Source organism: Pseudomonas helleri (genome assembly GCF_001043025.1).
Classification (GTDB): Bacteria; Pseudomonadota; Gammaproteobacteria; order Pseudomonadales; family Pseudomonadaceae; genus Aquipseudomonas; species Aquipseudomonas helleri.
On record NZ_JYLD01000014.1, the window covers coordinates 40,648 to 56,154 of the forward strand.

At 55.5% G+C, this 15,507-nt stretch carries 14 protein-coding genes, 1 tRNA gene and 1 pseudogene; 10 read left to right on the top strand and 6 right to left on the bottom strand.

What is annotated here, in order from left to right; all coding sequences use genetic code 11:
- The first annotated feature begins 76 nt into the window (after positions 1-76).
- The 3 genes from TU84_RS20220 to TU84_RS20230 all read left to right on the top strand — a co-directional run bounded on the left by TU84_RS20220 (position 77) and on the right by TU84_RS20230 (position 4,213).
- Positions 77-1,351: a YeaH/YhbH family protein gene (locus TU84_RS20220; protein ID WP_048372234.1), complete on the top strand. Its 1,275-nt coding sequence runs from the start codon at positions 77-79 to the stop codon at positions 1,349-1,351.
- Complete coding sequence (locus TU84_RS20225) at positions 1,348-2,910, top strand: SpoVR family protein (protein WP_048372235.1); 1,563 nt, start codon at positions 1,348-1,350, stop codon at positions 2,908-2,910. The genes TU84_RS20220 and TU84_RS20225 overlap by 4 nt, the downstream gene beginning before the upstream one ends.
- A 61-nt stretch (positions 2,911-2,971) precedes the next feature.
- Complete coding sequence (locus TU84_RS20230) at positions 2,972-4,213, top strand: multifunctional CCA addition/repair protein (RefSeq protein WP_048372236.1); 1,242 nt, start codon at positions 2,972-2,974, stop codon at positions 4,211-4,213.
- A 158-nt stretch (positions 4,214-4,371) separates the two neighbouring features.
- Here TU84_RS20230 and folK read toward each other — a convergent pair whose 3' ends face one another.
- Positions 4,372-4,902 carry a 2-amino-4-hydroxy-6-hydroxymethyldihydropteridine diphosphokinase gene (folK, locus tag TU84_RS20235; protein WP_048372239.1) on the bottom strand — a complete coding sequence of 177 codons (531 nt, stop codon included), beginning with the start codon at positions 4,900-4,902 and terminating at the stop codon, positions 4,372-4,374.
- Positions 4,893-5,246, bottom strand: a complete 354-nt coding sequence (gene folB / locus TU84_RS20240) for a dihydroneopterin aldolase (RefSeq protein WP_048372241.1) — start codon at positions 5,244-5,246, stop codon at positions 4,893-4,895. Before folB ends, folK begins: the two co-directional genes overlap by 10 nt.
- 74 nt (positions 5,247-5,320) lie before the next feature.
- Here folB and plsY point away from each other — a divergent pair, with 74 nt between their 5' ends.
- Complete coding sequence (gene plsY, locus TU84_RS20245) at positions 5,321-5,890, top strand: glycerol-3-phosphate 1-O-acyltransferase PlsY (RefSeq protein WP_048372243.1); 570 nt, start codon at positions 5,321-5,323, stop codon at positions 5,888-5,890.
- 4 nt (positions 5,891-5,894) lie between these two features.
- Here plsY and tsaD read toward each other — a convergent pair whose 3' ends face one another.
- A complete protein-coding gene (gene tsaD / locus TU84_RS20250) occupies positions 5,895-6,920 on the bottom strand; it encodes a tRNA (adenosine(37)-N6)-threonylcarbamoyltransferase complex transferase subunit TsaD (protein WP_048372246.1) in 1,026 nt (341 codons plus the stop codon).
- Between the two features lie 198 nt (positions 6,921-7,118).
- Between tsaD and rpsU the strand changes: the two genes are divergently transcribed.
- The 4 genes from rpsU (at position 7,119) to TU84_RS20270 (ending at position 11,919) form a co-directional block, all read left to right on the top strand.
- Complete coding sequence (rpsU, locus tag TU84_RS20255) at positions 7,119-7,334, top strand: 30S ribosomal protein S21 (RefSeq protein ID WP_002551877.1); 216 nt, start codon at positions 7,119-7,121, stop codon at positions 7,332-7,334.
- A gap of 473 nt (positions 7,335-7,807) precedes the next feature.
- Entirely contained in the window at positions 7,808-9,763 is a 1,956-nt protein-coding gene (dnaG, locus tag TU84_RS20260; protein ID WP_048372249.1) for a DNA primase, read from the top strand.
- Positions 9,764-9,830: 67 nt separating this feature from the next.
- Positions 9,831-11,678: an RNA polymerase sigma factor RpoD gene (gene rpoD / locus TU84_RS20265; RefSeq protein ID WP_048372251.1), complete on the top strand. Its 1,848-nt coding sequence runs from the start codon at positions 9,831-9,833 to the stop codon at positions 11,676-11,678.
- Between the two features lie 164 nt (positions 11,679-11,842).
- A tRNA-Ile gene (locus TU84_RS20270) sits at positions 11,843-11,919 on the top strand.
- 204 nt (positions 11,920-12,123) lie between these two features.
- On the opposite strand, the gene TU84_RS25285 is transcribed toward TU84_RS20270, so the two are convergent.
- A complete protein-coding gene (locus tag TU84_RS25285) occupies positions 12,124-12,363 on the bottom strand; it encodes a hypothetical protein (RefSeq protein WP_053225279.1) in 240 nt (79 codons plus the stop codon).
- Between TU84_RS25285 and TU84_RS25290 the strand changes: the two are divergent.
- A pseudogene (locus tag TU84_RS25290) lies at positions 12,353-13,063 on the top strand (hypothetical protein); the annotation flags it as partial. The gene TU84_RS25285 and the pseudogene TU84_RS25290 sit on opposite strands and share 11 nt — an antisense overlap.
- A 66-nt stretch (positions 13,064-13,129) precedes the next feature.
- Positions 13,130-14,119, top strand: coding sequence for a hypothetical protein (locus TU84_RS20280; protein WP_053225281.1), 990 nt, complete (start codon positions 13,130-13,132; stop codon positions 14,117-14,119).
- Positions 14,120-14,329: 210 nt separating this feature from the next.
- Here the strand turns inward: TU84_RS20280 and TU84_RS20285 are convergent, their stop codons facing one another.
- Together TU84_RS20285 and TU84_RS25720 are read right to left on the bottom strand one after the other, a co-directional pair.
- A complete protein-coding gene (locus tag TU84_RS20285) occupies positions 14,330-14,737 on the bottom strand; it encodes a type II toxin-antitoxin system HicB family antitoxin (protein WP_048372252.1) in 408 nt (135 codons plus the stop codon).
- 40 nt (positions 14,738-14,777) lie between these two features.
- Positions 14,778-14,957 (bottom strand): type II toxin-antitoxin system HicA family toxin, encoded by a 180-nt coding sequence (locus TU84_RS25720; RefSeq protein ID WP_082148774.1) that lies wholly within the window; start codon positions 14,955-14,957, stop codon positions 14,778-14,780.
- Positions 14,958-15,507: the final 550 nt, after the last annotated feature.

The following is a 15,507-nucleotide window of genomic DNA, read 5'->3' on the forward strand; positions in this document are numbered from 1 at the left end:
TGCAAGAAGAAAACACACGCGCTGTGCTTCGACTTGCAGCTTGCAGCTGACAACTTGAAGCTGCCCGGAGGGCCTTATGAGCTATGTGATCGACCGACGCCTCAATGGCAAGAATAAAAGCACGGTAAACCGTCAGCGTTTCCTGCGGCGTTACCGCGACCACATCAAAAAGGCGGTCGAAGAGGCCGTAGGCCACCGCTCCATCACCGACATGGAGCATGGCGAGCAAATCAGCATCCCGGGCCGCGACATTGATGAGCCCGTGCTTCACCACGGCCGTGGTGGCAAGCAAACCACGGTTCACCCCGGCAACAAGGAATTCACCAGCGGCGAACATATCCAGCGCCCGCAAGGGGGCGGCGGAGGGGGCGGCGGCCCTGGCAAAGCGGGTAATTCCGGTGAGGGCATGGACGAATTCGTCTTTCAGATCACCCAAGAAGAGTTCCTCGAATTCATGTTCGAAGACCTCGAACTGCCGAACCTGATCAAACGCCACCTGACCGGCACCGACACCTTCAAAACCGTGCGCGCAGGCATCAGCAACGAAGGCAATCCGTCGCGCATCAACATCATCCGCACCCTGCGTTCGGCCCACGCACGGCGCATCGCGCTGTCCGGCAGCAGCCGGGCAAAACTCAAAGAAGCCAAAGCTGAACTTGAGCGGCTAAAACGCGAAGAACCAGACAACTTCGGCGATATCAAAGACATCGAGGCCGAAATAGAGAAACTCAGCGCGCGGATACACCGCGTGCCGTTCCTTGATACGTTCGACCTCAAGTACAACCTGCTGGTCAAACAACCCAACCCCAGCTCCAAGGCGGTGATGTTCTGCCTGATGGACGTTTCCGGGTCCATGACCCAGGCCACCAAAGACATCGCCAAGCGCTTCTTCATCCTCTTGTACCTGTTCCTGAAACGGAACTACGACAAGATTGACGTGGTGTTCATCCGCCATCACACCAGCGCCCGCGAGGTCGATGAAGAGGAGTTTTTCTATTCCCGGGAAACCGGCGGCACCATCGTGTCCAGCGCACTCAAACTGATGCAAGAGATCATGGCCGAGCGGTATCCGGCCAATGAATGGAACATCTACGCGGCCCAGGCCTCGGACGGTGACAACTGGAACGATGACTCGCCTATTTGCCGCGACATCCTGGTCAACCAGATCATGCCGTTCGTGCAGTACTACACTTACGTTGAGATCACCCCGCGCGAGCATCAGGCGCTCTGGTTCGAATACGAGCGCATCAGAGACTCGTTCCCCGACACGTTCGCTCAACAGCAACTGGTCTCGGCCGGCGATATCTACCCGGTCTTCCGTGAACTCTTCCAGCGCAGGTTAGCCACATGACCGCCAAAGAGCATAAACGCCAACCCATTTCCACAGGGTCCGAGTGGACCTTTGAGCTGATCCAGGCTTACGACCGCGAAATCAGCCGCCTCGCGGAACGTTATGCGCTGGACACCTACCCCAACCAGATTGAGGTGATTACCGCTGAGCAAATGATGGACGCCTACGCGTCCGTCGGCATGCCGCTGGGTTACCACCATTGGTCCTACGGCAAACACTTCTTGAGTACCGAGAAGTCCTACAGCCGTGGGCAGATGGGGCTGGCTTACGAAATCGTGATCAACTCCGACCCGTGCATCGCCTACCTGATGGAAGAAAACACCATCTGCATGCAAGCCCTGGTCGTGGCCCACGCGTGCTACGGGCATAACAGCTTCTTCAAGGGCAACTACCTGTTCCGGACCTGGACCGATGCCAGCTCGATCATCGACTACCTGGTGTTCGCCAAGCAGTACATCATGCAGTGCGAAGAACGCCACGGCATCGATGCCGTCGAAGACCTGCTCGACTCCTGCCATGCCTTGATGAACTACGGCGTGGACCGCTACAAACGGCCCTATCCGATTTCTGCCGAAGAAGAACGCCGTCGCCAGAAAGACCGCGAAGAGCACCTGCAAAAGCAAATCAACGACCTGTGGCGCACCATCCCCAAAGGGGTGGGCAAATCCAGTGAAAAGGACAACGCCCGCTTCCCGGATGAGCCGCAGGAAAACATCCTGTACTTCATTGAAAAACACGCGCCACTGCTGGAACCCTGGCAGCGTGAAGTCGTGCGCATTGTGCGCAAAATCGCCCAGTATTTTTACCCGCAGCGCCAAACCCAGGTGATGAATGAGGGCTGGGCCACGTTCTGGCACTACACGCTGATGAACGACCTGTACGACGAAGGGCTAGTCACCGATGGCTTCATGATGGAGTTCCTCACCTCGCACACCAGCGTGGTCTTCCAGCCAGGCTTTGACAGCCCGTACTACAGCGGCATCAATCCCTATGCTCTGGGGTTTGCGATGTACCAGGACATCCGCCGCATGTGCGAGCACCCCACCGAAGAAGACCGGCGCTGGTTCCCGGACCTTGCAGGCAGCGACTGGCTGACCAGCATCAAATTTGCCATGAGCAGCTTCAAGGACGAGAGCTTCATCCTGCAATACCTGTCGCCCAAGGTCATTCGCGACCTCAAGCTCTTCAGCATCATGGACGACGATCAAAAGGACGACCTGCTGGTGCCTGCGATTCACGACGAGAACGGTTACCGCACCATCCGCGAAACGCTGGCAGCGCAATACAACCTGGGCAATCGTGAACCCAACGTGCAGATCTGGAGCATTGATCGACGCGGCGACCGCTCCCTGACCTTGCGCCACCAACAACATGACCGCAAACCTCTGGGTGACTCCACCGACGAGGTACTCAAGCACCTGCACCGTCTGTGGGGCTTCGATATCCATCTGGAGACCCTGCAAGGCGACCAGATCATGAAGGTCCAGCACGTACCGCCCAAAGGCGAGCATGGTGAAAACGACTACGGCCGTCTGGACTTGTCCGCCGTCCACCTGTAACCACATCGACCTCCGCTAACGCGGCACACGGGTTATCCTGTCGCGCTAACGGAGGCTTTTTATGAAGATCTATAAAGTGGGCGGCGCAGTGCGCGACCGCTTGCTGGGCAAACCCGTCACCGACATCGACTGGGTGGTGGTGGGCGCGACTGCCGAGCAAATGCTCGCCGAAGGGTTTCGCCCGGTGGGGTCAGACTTCCCGGTATTTCTTCACCCAAAAACCGGTGAAGAATATGCACTTGCCCGAACCGAACGCAAAAGCGGCCATGGCTATGGTGGCTTTATCTTCCATGCCAGCCCCGACGTCACCCTCGAAGACGACCTGATACGCCGCGACCTGACCATCAATGCGATGGCCGAAGACGCTGATTGCAATATCACCGACCCGTACCACGGCCAGCGAGACTTAGAGGCACGCATTCTGCGCCACGTTTCCCCCGCGTTTGCCGAAGATCCCTTGCGAGTCCTGCGTGTTGCCCGCTTTGCCGCCCGTTATGCAGGGCTTGGTTTCAGCATCGCTCCCGAGACCCTGGAACTCATGCGCCAACTGTCCGCCTCTGGCGAACTGCAGGCCCTGACGCCCGAGCGTTGCTGGAAAGAAATCTCTCGCGCACTCATGGAAGATCACCCACAGGTATTCATCGAAGTGCTGCGCAGTTGCGACGCGCTTGAGGTGCTACTGCCAGAGGTCAACGCCTTGTTTGGCGTGCCACAACCTCCCGTTCATCACCCCGAAGTCGACAGCGGCCTGCACACGCTGAGCGTGCTCGAACAAGCCGCCTTGCACCACCAACCGCTGACTGTGCGCTGGGCTTGCCTGCTGCACGACCTGGGCAAAGGGCTGACACCCGAAAGCCAGTGGCCACGACACATTGCCCACGAGCACAAAGGGCTGCGTCTGATCAAAGCCGTCAACGAACGCTACAAAGTACCGAGAGATTGCCAGGAACTGGCGCTGCTGGTGGGCGAGTACCACACCCATGGTCATCGCGCCCTGGAGCTCAAGGCATCGACATTGCTGGAGTTGCTGCAGCGGTTTGATGTGTATCGCCGCCCTCAGCGTTTTGAGGAGTTTGTGGTGGCCTGCGAAATGGACGCCAGAGGGCGTTTAGGCCTGGAAAACCGCCCTTACCCGCAGGCGGATTATCTGCGCGGCGCGGCCCTGGCAGCACAAGGCGTGACCGTACAACCGCTGATCGAACAAGGCTTCAAAGGCCCCGAACTGGGCGAGGCCCTCAAGCACGAACGGCTCAAGGCCCTGCAAGCCTACAAAGACGCCGCCAAACACAAGACGATGCCGTAGCAGTTGCCGAGCGTGCGAGGCTACGTCCGGCTGCGCAGCAGTCGTAAATCAAACACTGCGGGGCGACCGTAAAACCTTGCAGTTGGTGTTTACGATCGCTACGCAATCGGACGTAGCCTCGCAGGCTCGTCAACTGCTACAGGGTTTTGCGCGCCCCCTTAAACCGAGCGTTCAAGCATCTCTGCCGGCGTCAATTGCACGCCCCGCCACTCAAACGCCACAGGCGCCAATACCTGGTCGATCTGCGCTTCGGCCCACATCTGGGCAAGGGTTTTACCTACGCCCGGATGTACCTTATTTGGCGCCATCAACGACAACGGCCAAAGCACAAACGCATTCTTGAGAATTTCTGCTCGCGGCAAGGTCAGGAACTCAAAGTCGCCCTCCAGATCGCCGTAAAACAACACGTCGATATCCAGCGGCAGCCCTTTGCGATCCGGGGCATAACGCCCGTTATCCGCTTCAATCAACTTCAAACGTCGGCTTAATTCCATCAGTGGCAAATCGGTTTTGGCCGCGACCACCAGATTGAAAAATGGCCCGCTTTTGATGCCCACCGGCTGACTTTCAAACACCGCCGAACACGTCATGCCCTGCAAAAAGCCCGCAAGCGCGTCCAGCCCGGCACACAAATGCCGTTCACGCTCGGTATTGCTACCGAGCCCGAGATAAACCTCTGTTAGCGGCATCCGCGCTCAATCTCCACACCCACCCCTGTGGCCGCCGCAACGGCGCCGGGCTTGGTCAGCTTGAGGTGCAACCAGGGAATATTGAATTCACTCATCAGCACTTGCGCCAAACGTTCGGCAAATGTTTCTACCAGCTGGAACTGAGCCTGCTCGGCAAACGCCTGGATGCGCGCCGACACACTGGCGTAATCCAATGCCAGGGTCAGGTCGTCTCCGGCCGCTGCCGGGCGGTTATCCCACGCAAAACTCAGATCTAGCCGCAGGCACTGACGGATGCCGCGCTCCCAGTCATAAGCACCGATAACGGTGTCAACTTCCAGGCCTTCGATAAACACTCTGTCCAAGCACTCTTCTCCGCAGCACGACAAGGGCGCAATGCGCCGTTAGAATCAGGGCGTCCTTGCCCGGAATAGTTAGCATGTTTTGGTTACTGGCGATGCTCGCCTACCTGCTTGGTTCTATGTCCTTCGCTATTTTGCTCAGCCGCCTGACGGGAAACCCCGACCCGCGAATGAGTGGCTCAGGCAATGCCGGCGCAACCAACATGTTGCGCCTGGCCGGTAAAAAGCTCGCCATCCTGACCTTGCTTGGCGATCTGTGCAAAGGGCTTTTACCGGTATTGCTGGCCTATCAACTGGGCTGCACGCTCCAGCAACAAGCCTGGATCGGCGCCTGCGCCGTTGTAGGGCACATGTACCCACTGTACTTCCGCTTTCGCGGCGGCAAGGGCGTTGCCACCGCTGCCGGCATGCTGCTGGGCCTTTATCCGCCCGCCGCGCTGCTGGCTGCTGTCGCATGGCTGCTGACCTTCCAGCTCAGCCGCACGAGCTCGCTGGCCTCACTGATTGCCGCCCCCCTCACCCTGCCCTTGCTGGCCTGGCAAGAACCTGCAGCGCTGCTGCCCATGAGCGCTCTGACGACGCTCATTGTGTGGCGGCACCGCAGCAATCTACGCGACCTGATGGCTGGGCGCGAACGGCATTTCTGAACCCTTACAGCGGTGGCAACTGCTCCATCGGCCAGCGTGCCTGCACGCTGATCGCCAGGCTCTCGTGCTGGCCCGCCAGCAAACGCTGACACCCGGCATAAGCAATCATCGCGCCATTATCGGTGCAGAACTCGGGGCGAGCGTAGTACACCTGACCGTTCATCTCGCCGAGCATTTTCTCGAGCGATTCACGCAGCGCCTTGTTCGCACTCACCCCCCCGGCAATAACCAGGCGCTTCATCCCGGCAGCCTTCAGCGCGCGCTTGCACTTGATGGTCAGGGTTTCGACAACGGCTTGCTGAAACGCCAGCGAAATATCGCAACGCGCCTGCTCCGTATCCTCGCCCGCGTCTACACAACGCTGCCAAGTATTCAGCGCGAAGGTTTTAAGGCCGCTAAAACTGAATTGCAGCCCCGGACGATCGGTCATCGGCCGCGGGAACACAAAACGCCCGGCAACCCCTTGTGCAGCCAGCCGCGCGATCTCAGGGCCACCCGGATAACGCATCCCCATCATCTTGGCGGTTTTGTCGAAGGCTTCACCCGCCGCATCATCCAGACTCTCGCCCAACAGCTCGTATTGACCGATACCATCGACACGCACCAGCTGCGTATGGCCGCCCGACACCAACAAAGCGACGAACGGGAACTCTGGTGGCTGCTCTTCCAGCATGGGGGCCAATAAATGGCCTTCCATGTGGTGCACGCCAAGGGCAGGTATACCCCAGGCAAAAGCCAGCGCCTGGGCACACGAAGCCCCGACCAGCAAGGCCCCGACCAGTCCCGGCCCTGCCGTGTAGGCAATGGCGTCAATCTCTGTAGGCACGCAATCTGCCTCAGCCAACACCTGACGAATCAAGGGCAGCATGCGCTTGACGTGATCACGCGAGGCAAGCTCCGGCACCACACCGCCATAAGCGCGGTGCAGGTCGATCTGACTGAACAGCCCATCGGCCAAAAGCCCGCGTTCACTGTCGTATAGCGCGACGCCGGTTTCGTCGCAGGAAGTTTCTAATCCCAGTACTAGCATGGGTTTACGCCTTGTTGAGGCTCAATTCGAAGGCGCGCATAATAGTCGCCACTCCCGCCCCCGACCAGCGGTTTTCGATCAGAGGCTTTGCATTCCGGGCGTTGAGGGGTTAACATCCGCAACCCTTAAAAACCGACGTCTTACAACGCAATTTAGCCTTGGGACGTTGACCCCGGTAATGAATGAAGGTAGCTCTGGATGCCAGCCGTCAAAGTAAAAGAGAACGAACCCTTCGACGTAGCTCTGCGTCGTTTCAAGCGCTCCTGCGAAAAAGCCGGTGTACTGGCTGAAGTTCGCAGCCGCGAATTTTACGAGAAGCCGACTTCTGAGCGTAAGCGCAAAGCAGCAGCAGCTGTTAAGCGTCACGCAAAGAAAGTTCAGCGCGAGCAGCGCCGCGCCGTTCGTCTGTACTAATACACAGACGTTCGTTGCAAGCTTCTGCCAAGCCCGGCCTAAAGCCGGGCCGTAGGCAGTTGCAGCAAGTTACACGCTCTACCGTCAAGGCCGCAGATGCGACCGCGACAAAGCGTAACACCACGTCAGACCTGGTTTTAACAACCAGCGGTGCACGTCTTTACTGACGAGCCTTACAAGGCTACCGACGAGCACACTTTTCCTGATTCTCCCAAGACAATCAGCCCAAGGTACTTCTCCTGTGCCTGCTTATGAGCCACCCGAGACCCACCACAGGTCAATTCGGACTCAGAGCGCAACACCTATCGAACATATTCGTACTGATTAAAACCCTAGTCAGATGAGATTCGACAGATACACTTCCCCACAATGACTGAGCAGACGCCACACGATCGAGCCATGCACCTGCGTGCACGCCATCATGCCAAGCCACTCATCGGGGTTAATTTCTGCTCCGTGATGACGAGAACGCCATGGCCGGGTTAATCCCCCAGAGCTTTATTGACGACCTTCTGAACCGCACCGATATCGTCGATGTCGTCAGCTCGCGCGTGCAAATGAAGAAAGCAGGCAAGAACTACACGGCTTGCTGCCCGTTTCACAAAGAAAAAACGCCCTCGTTCAGTGTCAGCCCCGACAAACAGTTTTATTACTGCTTTGGCTGCGGCGCAGGCGGCAATGCCCTCGGCTTCATCATGGACCACGACAACCTGGACTTCCCCCAGGCCGTCGAAGAACTGGCAAAAGCTGCCGGCATGGAGATCCCCCGAGAAGAAGGCGGCCGATCACACAAGCCACGGCAACCTACCGACTCACCGCTCTACCCGCTTCTGACCGCTGCCGCCGACTTTTACCGGCAAGCGCTCAAGAGTCATCCTGCACGCAAAGTCGCCGTCGAATACCTCAAAGGCCGCGGCCTGACCGGCGAAATCGCTCGCGACTTTGGCCTCGGTTTCGCCCCGCCCGGCTGGGACAACCTGTTCAAGCACTTGAGCAACGACACCCTGCAGCAAAAGGCGATGATTGACGCCGGGCTGCTGGTGGAGAACGCCGAGACCGGCAAACGCTACGACCGCTTTCGCGACCGCGTGATGTTCCCGATCCGCGACAGCCGCGGCCGCATCATTGCGTTCGGCGGCCGCGTGCTCGGCGACGACAAGCCCAAATACCTGAACTCCCCGGAAACCCCTGTATTCCACAAGGGCCAGGAACTCTACGGGCTGTTCGAGGCACGCAAATTCAACCGCAGCCTCGATGAAATCATCGTGGTTGAAGGCTACATGGACGTGATCGCGCTGGCCCAGCAAGGCCTGCGCAATGCCGTCGCCACCTTGGGTACCGCCACCAGCGAAGAGCACATGAAACGCTTGTTTCGCGTGGTGCCCAGCGTTCTATTCTGTTTTGACGGCGATCAGGCTGGCCGCAACGCTGCCTGGCGCGCCCTTGAAGCAACCCTCTCGTGCTTGCAGGACGGTCGCCGTGCGCGCTTTCTGTTTTTGCCCGAGGGCGAAGACCCGGACACATTGGTGCGCTCCGAAGGCACCGACGCCTTCAAGGCGCGCATCAACCAGCACGCACAACCGCTGGCCGATTACTTTTTCCAGCAACTGACCGAAGAAGCCGACCCGCGGTCGCTTGAGGGCAAAGCCCACATGGTCACGCTGGCAGCACCGTTGATCGACAAAGTGCCGGGCGCCAACCTGCGCACGCTGATGCGTCAGCGCCTGACCGAAATCACCGGCCTGACCCACGACATGGTCAGCCAACTGGCACAAAGCGCGCCCGTCAAACCTCAGGCCCAACCCGCTTACGACCCTGGCATTGATTACGACGCAATGCCCGACTACAGCGACTTCCAGCAACCGGACGTGTACATCCCCCAACAGGAATGGACCCCGAAAAAGCCTGGCGCTGGCGGTAAAAAGTGGGAAAACAAACCTTGGGACAAAAAAGGTAAACGAGGCGCCGAGCGCGAGCAGGCCTGGGTGCCGGTCGGCGTCGAACCACCCACGCTAACGGCCTTGCGCACCCTGCTGCACCATCCCCAACTGGCAAAAAAAGTTGAGGACGCCGGGCACTTTGCGGCCGAAGACCAGACCAATAATCAGTTACTGATTGCTCTGGTAGAAGCCGTACAGAAAAATCCTAAGCTAAGCTCTATTCAGTTGCTGTCGCGCTGGCACGGCACTGAGCAGGGTCGATTGTTACAACGACTGCTGGAAAAGGAATGGCTAATTGACGCCGACAACCTTGAACAACAGTTTTTCGACACCATAACTAGCTTGTCAGCACGCCAACGTGAGCGAAATCTAGAGCAACTTCTTCGAAAAGCACGTCAAGGCGAGCTTAGTACCGAGGAAAAAAACCAGTTACGCGACCTCTTGAGTCGCAATAATCCTGCATCAAACCCGACCTCAACTGGCGCGTGAGGTCACAGCTAAGGTATAATCCTCGGCTTGTTTTTTGCCCGCCAAGACCTTCAGTGGATAGGGTGTTATGTCCGGAAAAGCGCAACAGCAGTCTCGTATCAAAGAGTTGATCACCCTCGGCCGTGAGCAGAAGTATCTGACTTACGCAGAGGTCAACGACCACCTGCCCGAAGATATTTCAGATCCGGAGCAAGTGGAAGACATCATCCGCATGATTAATGACATGGGGATCCCCGTACACGAGAGTGCTCCGGATGCGGACGCCCTTATGTTGGCCGATGCTGACACCGACGAAGCCGCTGCTGAAGAAGCAGCCGCAGCGTTGGCGGCAGTAGAGACCGATATTGGTCGTACGACTGACCCTGTACGTATGTATATGCGTGAAATGGGTACGGTAGAGTTGCTGACACGTGAAGGCGAAATCGAAATCGCCAAGCGTATCGAAGAAGGCATCCGTGAGGTGATGAGCGCAATCGCGCACTTCCCTGGCACGGTTGACCACATTCTCTCCGAGTACACTCGCGTCACCACCGAAGGTGGCCGCCTGTCCGACGTTCTGAGCGGTTATATCGACCCGGACGACGGTATTACGCCACCTGCTGCCGAAGTTCCGCCACCTGTCGACGCCAAAGCTGCTAAAGCTGACGACGACAGCGACGATGACGAAGCAGAATCTTCAGACGATGAAGAAGAAGCCGAAAGCGGTCCAGATCCGGTCATTGCTGCCCAGCGTTTTGGTGCCGTCTCTGATCAGATGGAAATCACTCGCAAGGCGCTGAAAAAGCACGGCCGCGACAGCAAGCAAGCCATCATCGAACTGGTTGCCCTGGCTGAGCTGTTCATGCCGATCAAACTGGTTCCGAAGCAATTCGAAGGTTTGGTTGAGCGTGTTCGCAGTGCCCTGGAGCGTCTGCGTGCACAAGAACGCGCCATCATGCAGCTGTGTGTACGTGATGCACGTATGCCACGCGCCGACTTCCTGCGCCTGTTCCCGGGCAACGAAGTTGACGAAAGCTGGAGCGATTCGCTGGCTAAAGGCAAAAGCAAATACGCTGAAGCCATTGGCCGCCTGCAACCGGATATCATCCGTTGCCAGCAAAAGCTGTCGGCACTGGAAGCAGAAACCGGCTTGACGGTTGCTGAGATCAAGGACATCAACCGTCGCATGTCGATCGGTGAGGCCAAGGCCCGCCGCGCGAAGAAAGAGATGGTCGAAGCGAACTTGCGTCTGGTGATCTCCATCGCCAAGAAGTACACCAACCGTGGCTTGCAGTTCCTCGACCTGATCCAGGAAGGCAACATCGGCTTGATGAAAGCGGTAGACAAGTTTGAATACCGCCGCGGCTACAAATTCTCGACTTATGCCACCTGGTGGATCCGTCAGGCGATCACTCGCTCGATCGCCGACCAGGCCCGCACCATCCGTATTCCGGTGCACATGATCGAGACGATCAACAAGCTCAACCGTATTTCCCGCCAGATGTTGCAGGAAATGGGCCGTGAACCGACCCCGGAAGAGCTGGGCGAACGCATGGAAATGCCTGAGGACAAAATCCGCAAGGTATTGAAGATCGCTAAAGAGCCGATCTCCATGGAAACCCCGATCGGTGATGACGAAGACTCCCATCTGGGCGACTTCATCGAAGACTCGACCATGCAGTCGCCAATCGATGTAGCCACCGTTGAGAGCCTTAAAGAAGCGACACGCGACGTACTCGGCGGCCTGACGGCACGTGAAGCCAAAGTACTGCGCATGCGTTTCGGTATCGACATGAATACCGACCATACCCTTGAGGAGGTTGGTAAGCAGTTCGACGTTACCCGTGAGCGGATTCGTCAGATCGAAGCCAAAGCGCTGCGTAAGCTGCGCCACCCGACGAGAAGCGAGCACTTACGCTCCTTCCTCGACGAGTGATCCCAAAACCCCCGGCCCTGCCGGGGGTTTTGCTTTATGGGCAATACAGCGTCTGCACGCCTTCAAATGCGACAGAATTCGCACACAGAATTCTTCGTACCTCTAATTAAGATTTTTCGGATAGCACTCCTAAGAAACCATCGTTATAATCCCCGGCTTACTTAGGGCCTATAGCTCAGTTGGTTAGAGCAGGGGACTCATAATCCCTTGGTCGCAGGTTCGAGTCCTGCTGGGCCCACCACATTAAAAGCCGCGCATTGCGCGGCTTTTTTGTGCCCTTAACAAAGAGCTCATCGCCCCACTCCCCCTGTAGCAGTTGACGAGCCTTGCGAGGCTACGTCCGGCTGCGCAGCAGCCGTAAACCACGCTGAAAAGATCGCGAGACAAGCTCGCTCCTACAGACAGCGAACACTAAACCCCTGTAGCCGCTGCCGAGCCCCTCCCCTCACAAAAACGCAATCCACAACCCCGCCATCAGCAAGGTCACCAAGGTCACTGGCACCCCGGACTTTGCGAATGACCCGAACGAGATCTTGATACCGCACCCCGCCGCCTGTTCCACGACGATGATCCCGGCCAGGCTGCCGAAAATAATAAGGTTGCTCGAAAACCCGGTACCCAACGCAATCGCAGCACCTAACAACTGCGCGTTGTTGTCCGGATGCAGGTACGGGGAAAGCAGCATGGTCGTGGTCAACTTCGCCTACGGCATACCGATAAAGCCCTTTATCCAGACCATCCTGCCCCACGGCCTGAGCCTGCCCAAGGTGCCCAAAGGGGATCAAGTCTGGCAGCACGGCGAAACCGCCCAGCAGCGCGTGGACGCCGACGGCAACTGGTCGCGGCAAACCGACGGTCGCATACAGGACTTTTCAGCCGATCGCGAAGTACAGGCTCTGGACAACCAGGAGCACTATCAAAGCCACACCCAAGAAGTGGACGACCATTCAAAGGAGACAGTAGGCGGCATCAAAACTATCGAAGCCATGGGTGCCGTGAAACTGCTAGCAGGCGGATCGATGAGCGTGGCGGCTGTGGATGACTTGCACCAGGCCACGGGCCGGGATTTGAATCTGGTGGTTGGGGATAAGTACAACGCCACCGCGGGTAGCGATATGCAGGAGCAGATCGAGGGACTGCGCAAGAGTGTGGCCGGGGAGAGCCAGCGGTTGGTCGCACCGAAAAACTGAATCGGCTCTGAGAGCGTGAACCTGTTCCAGGTGGTGTGTGATTTGCTCGACTTGGTGGAGAAAATGAATACGCGGATGGCGGAGCATACACATGCTCCGGGGCCGATCTCGAGCCCCGTAGAGGCAACTGCGTTCATAGCTTTACGAGCTAAAACGATTATGCTCGCCGGAAAGCTGAGACCAATCACCTTGTAAATATACGCATCGTTTTTTTGTATAGATCCATAGTGTATTGTGAGGAAACATAAGCAGGGGAGAGGCGTGAAAGTGGATCTAAAAAACAAAACAAAAAATCAACATTTCCTATCACAGTCAGAGCAACGATTAAATGCATCCAACCCTATCCCCTCCGATCACAAAAATGCACGAATTTTCGAATTCAATGTTATTGATCGAGAGAATTTCAAGATCGAGCCATGCTCTAAAAAAGGCAGACCAATAAGAAAATCACTTAGTTTTATCGACTTATTCAGCTTTGATATCCCTAGCAACGGCGATGATAGATATAACTTCGAAGACCTATTCAAAACGTACGAACACAAAGTCAGAGACATAACTTTAAACCTGCTTAGCAAGTTGAAAACTCCAGGAACCGATGTAGCCTCAGAGATACAGAGCATTTTTGCTATTAAATATATGAACCTTGTCCGAAACCCTTACTCAGCAAAAGAAGTACTTAACACTCTCCCCCATTTAAGAAATCTCAAACCAACAGATAATTCCCATCTAGCTAACTTTGAAAGAGTACTTAACGGTAGTAAACCACAGCAAAAATACCTTTGCGAATTACTCAACATATCAAAAGAAGATTACACTGACTGGCTAGGAATAATATTTATTGCGCTAGCTCCCTTAGCGAAAAATGAAAGCAACTTTATAAACACCATGACTGAACATCTACTTTCCAACAAAAATTACTATGTAGCTGTTATAATTTATACTTTTGAAGATCATTCTTGCCTTTTGTCTGATAGAGGATTCAGCACACCGCTTCCTGAGAATGACCACCTCTCATTTGATTTTAATTTAACTTCGAAAAGTTTCATTAGATACATATTCACGGACATTGACTCTATCGTCCCGGGAAGAATGACAGAGGAAGAGATCGAAAATTTTAAAGCGACAAAAGAAATTAAATCCTTTCACATACATAATGATATTCAATCGCTCAGCATATATAACAAGCATGTAGTCAGCCAGTGCAACAGCAAGGTTTTCTGTTCGGATCCAATATGCTTTGGCTTAGACTAAAATGATCGAAAGATCAGGATATTAATTCTGATGAATATTCGCTTGAAATGGTTCTCTGATATGGCAGCCATAACATGCGTCGGCTTAATCAACTTTAACATTTTTTTCGATAGGCAAAGAAAACCCGCCATAGGGCGGGTGCGCTTTCTTCTCTGACATCCATTTCAACCCTAACACTAGGTGCTAGGAAACAGGCTATTTCCTGTCGGTCTACGCTTCCTGCAGGACCTTTAATGCCGCTGATGCTAAAAATCCAGAACGGCTTTTTTCTTCCGGGTGGTGCTTCACATACTCATCAATACGGTTCAGTAGGTATCCAGGTAAGGTGATGTTCAGCTTTTCAGCCTTCCCAAGATATTTGGTGATGTCGATATCGACTACAGCCCAGATGCAACCCTCGTAATCGGGATTGGATACGTGAGCGCTTACCTTGGTTGCTACAGGAATCTTGGCGTTATCCTCGGCCAAAATCTCTAGGTGTCCTTCAATGGCTTCACGTGCCATTGCCATCGCGTCATCAAGATCCTCCCCAGCAGAGAAACATCCTGGTATATCCGGGACTTCTACGCCCCATGCATGTTGCGTATCACCGGGGCGAACCGCAATTGGGTAAAGCATTATCTGGCCCTCCATAGGACTTGGTGTAGCACCCAGCTCATCAGAGTTGGGCTTGTTTCAAAATGCTGTTTATCGTTTTGGTCAGTAGATCCTTTTTCGGGTGAGGAATCGTTACCAGTCCCGGCTTCGTTGGATGCTTGAAGTGGTGGTGGCTCCCCTTACTCCGTACCAGATACCAACCGTCAGCTTCTATTGCATTAATCAGCTGTCGGCTATTCACATCACCTCCTTATCGCCTCATTTTGTAGTTATTATACCCACCAGCAAAAAACTATCAACACTATAACCACCAATCTTTTGAAAAAATCCTTATGCCAATAAAAAAACATCTGAAAAAGCACTTATCCCCCTCCCGCCGACGGGCTTCGCGTCCTTTTTTTGTGCAAACCCAGGGGGGAGTGCAATCAATCAGCTAGGCCACGTCGTGTCTGGGGTCTGACAGCTTGGAGGCCATTGCCAGAGTGAAAGGTTTTGTAGGGTTGTGAGAAGCCAGTCTCAAAGCGTGTCCAGATCCATCGAGTACATGCGGGAAATATGGGAATAAATATTCGTAAAAACCTTTATTTGCTGGGTTTTACCAATGAACCCTGGTGTTTTAAGTGGGCTCATAATCCCTTGGTCGCAGGTTCGAGTCCTGCTGGGCCCACCACATTAAAAGCCGCGCATTGCGCGGCATTTTTGTGCCCACCAAAATACCGTCAAAAGATCGCAGCCTTCGGCAGCTCCACAGAGCTCACGCTCCCCCCGTAGCAGTTGACGAGCCTTGCGAG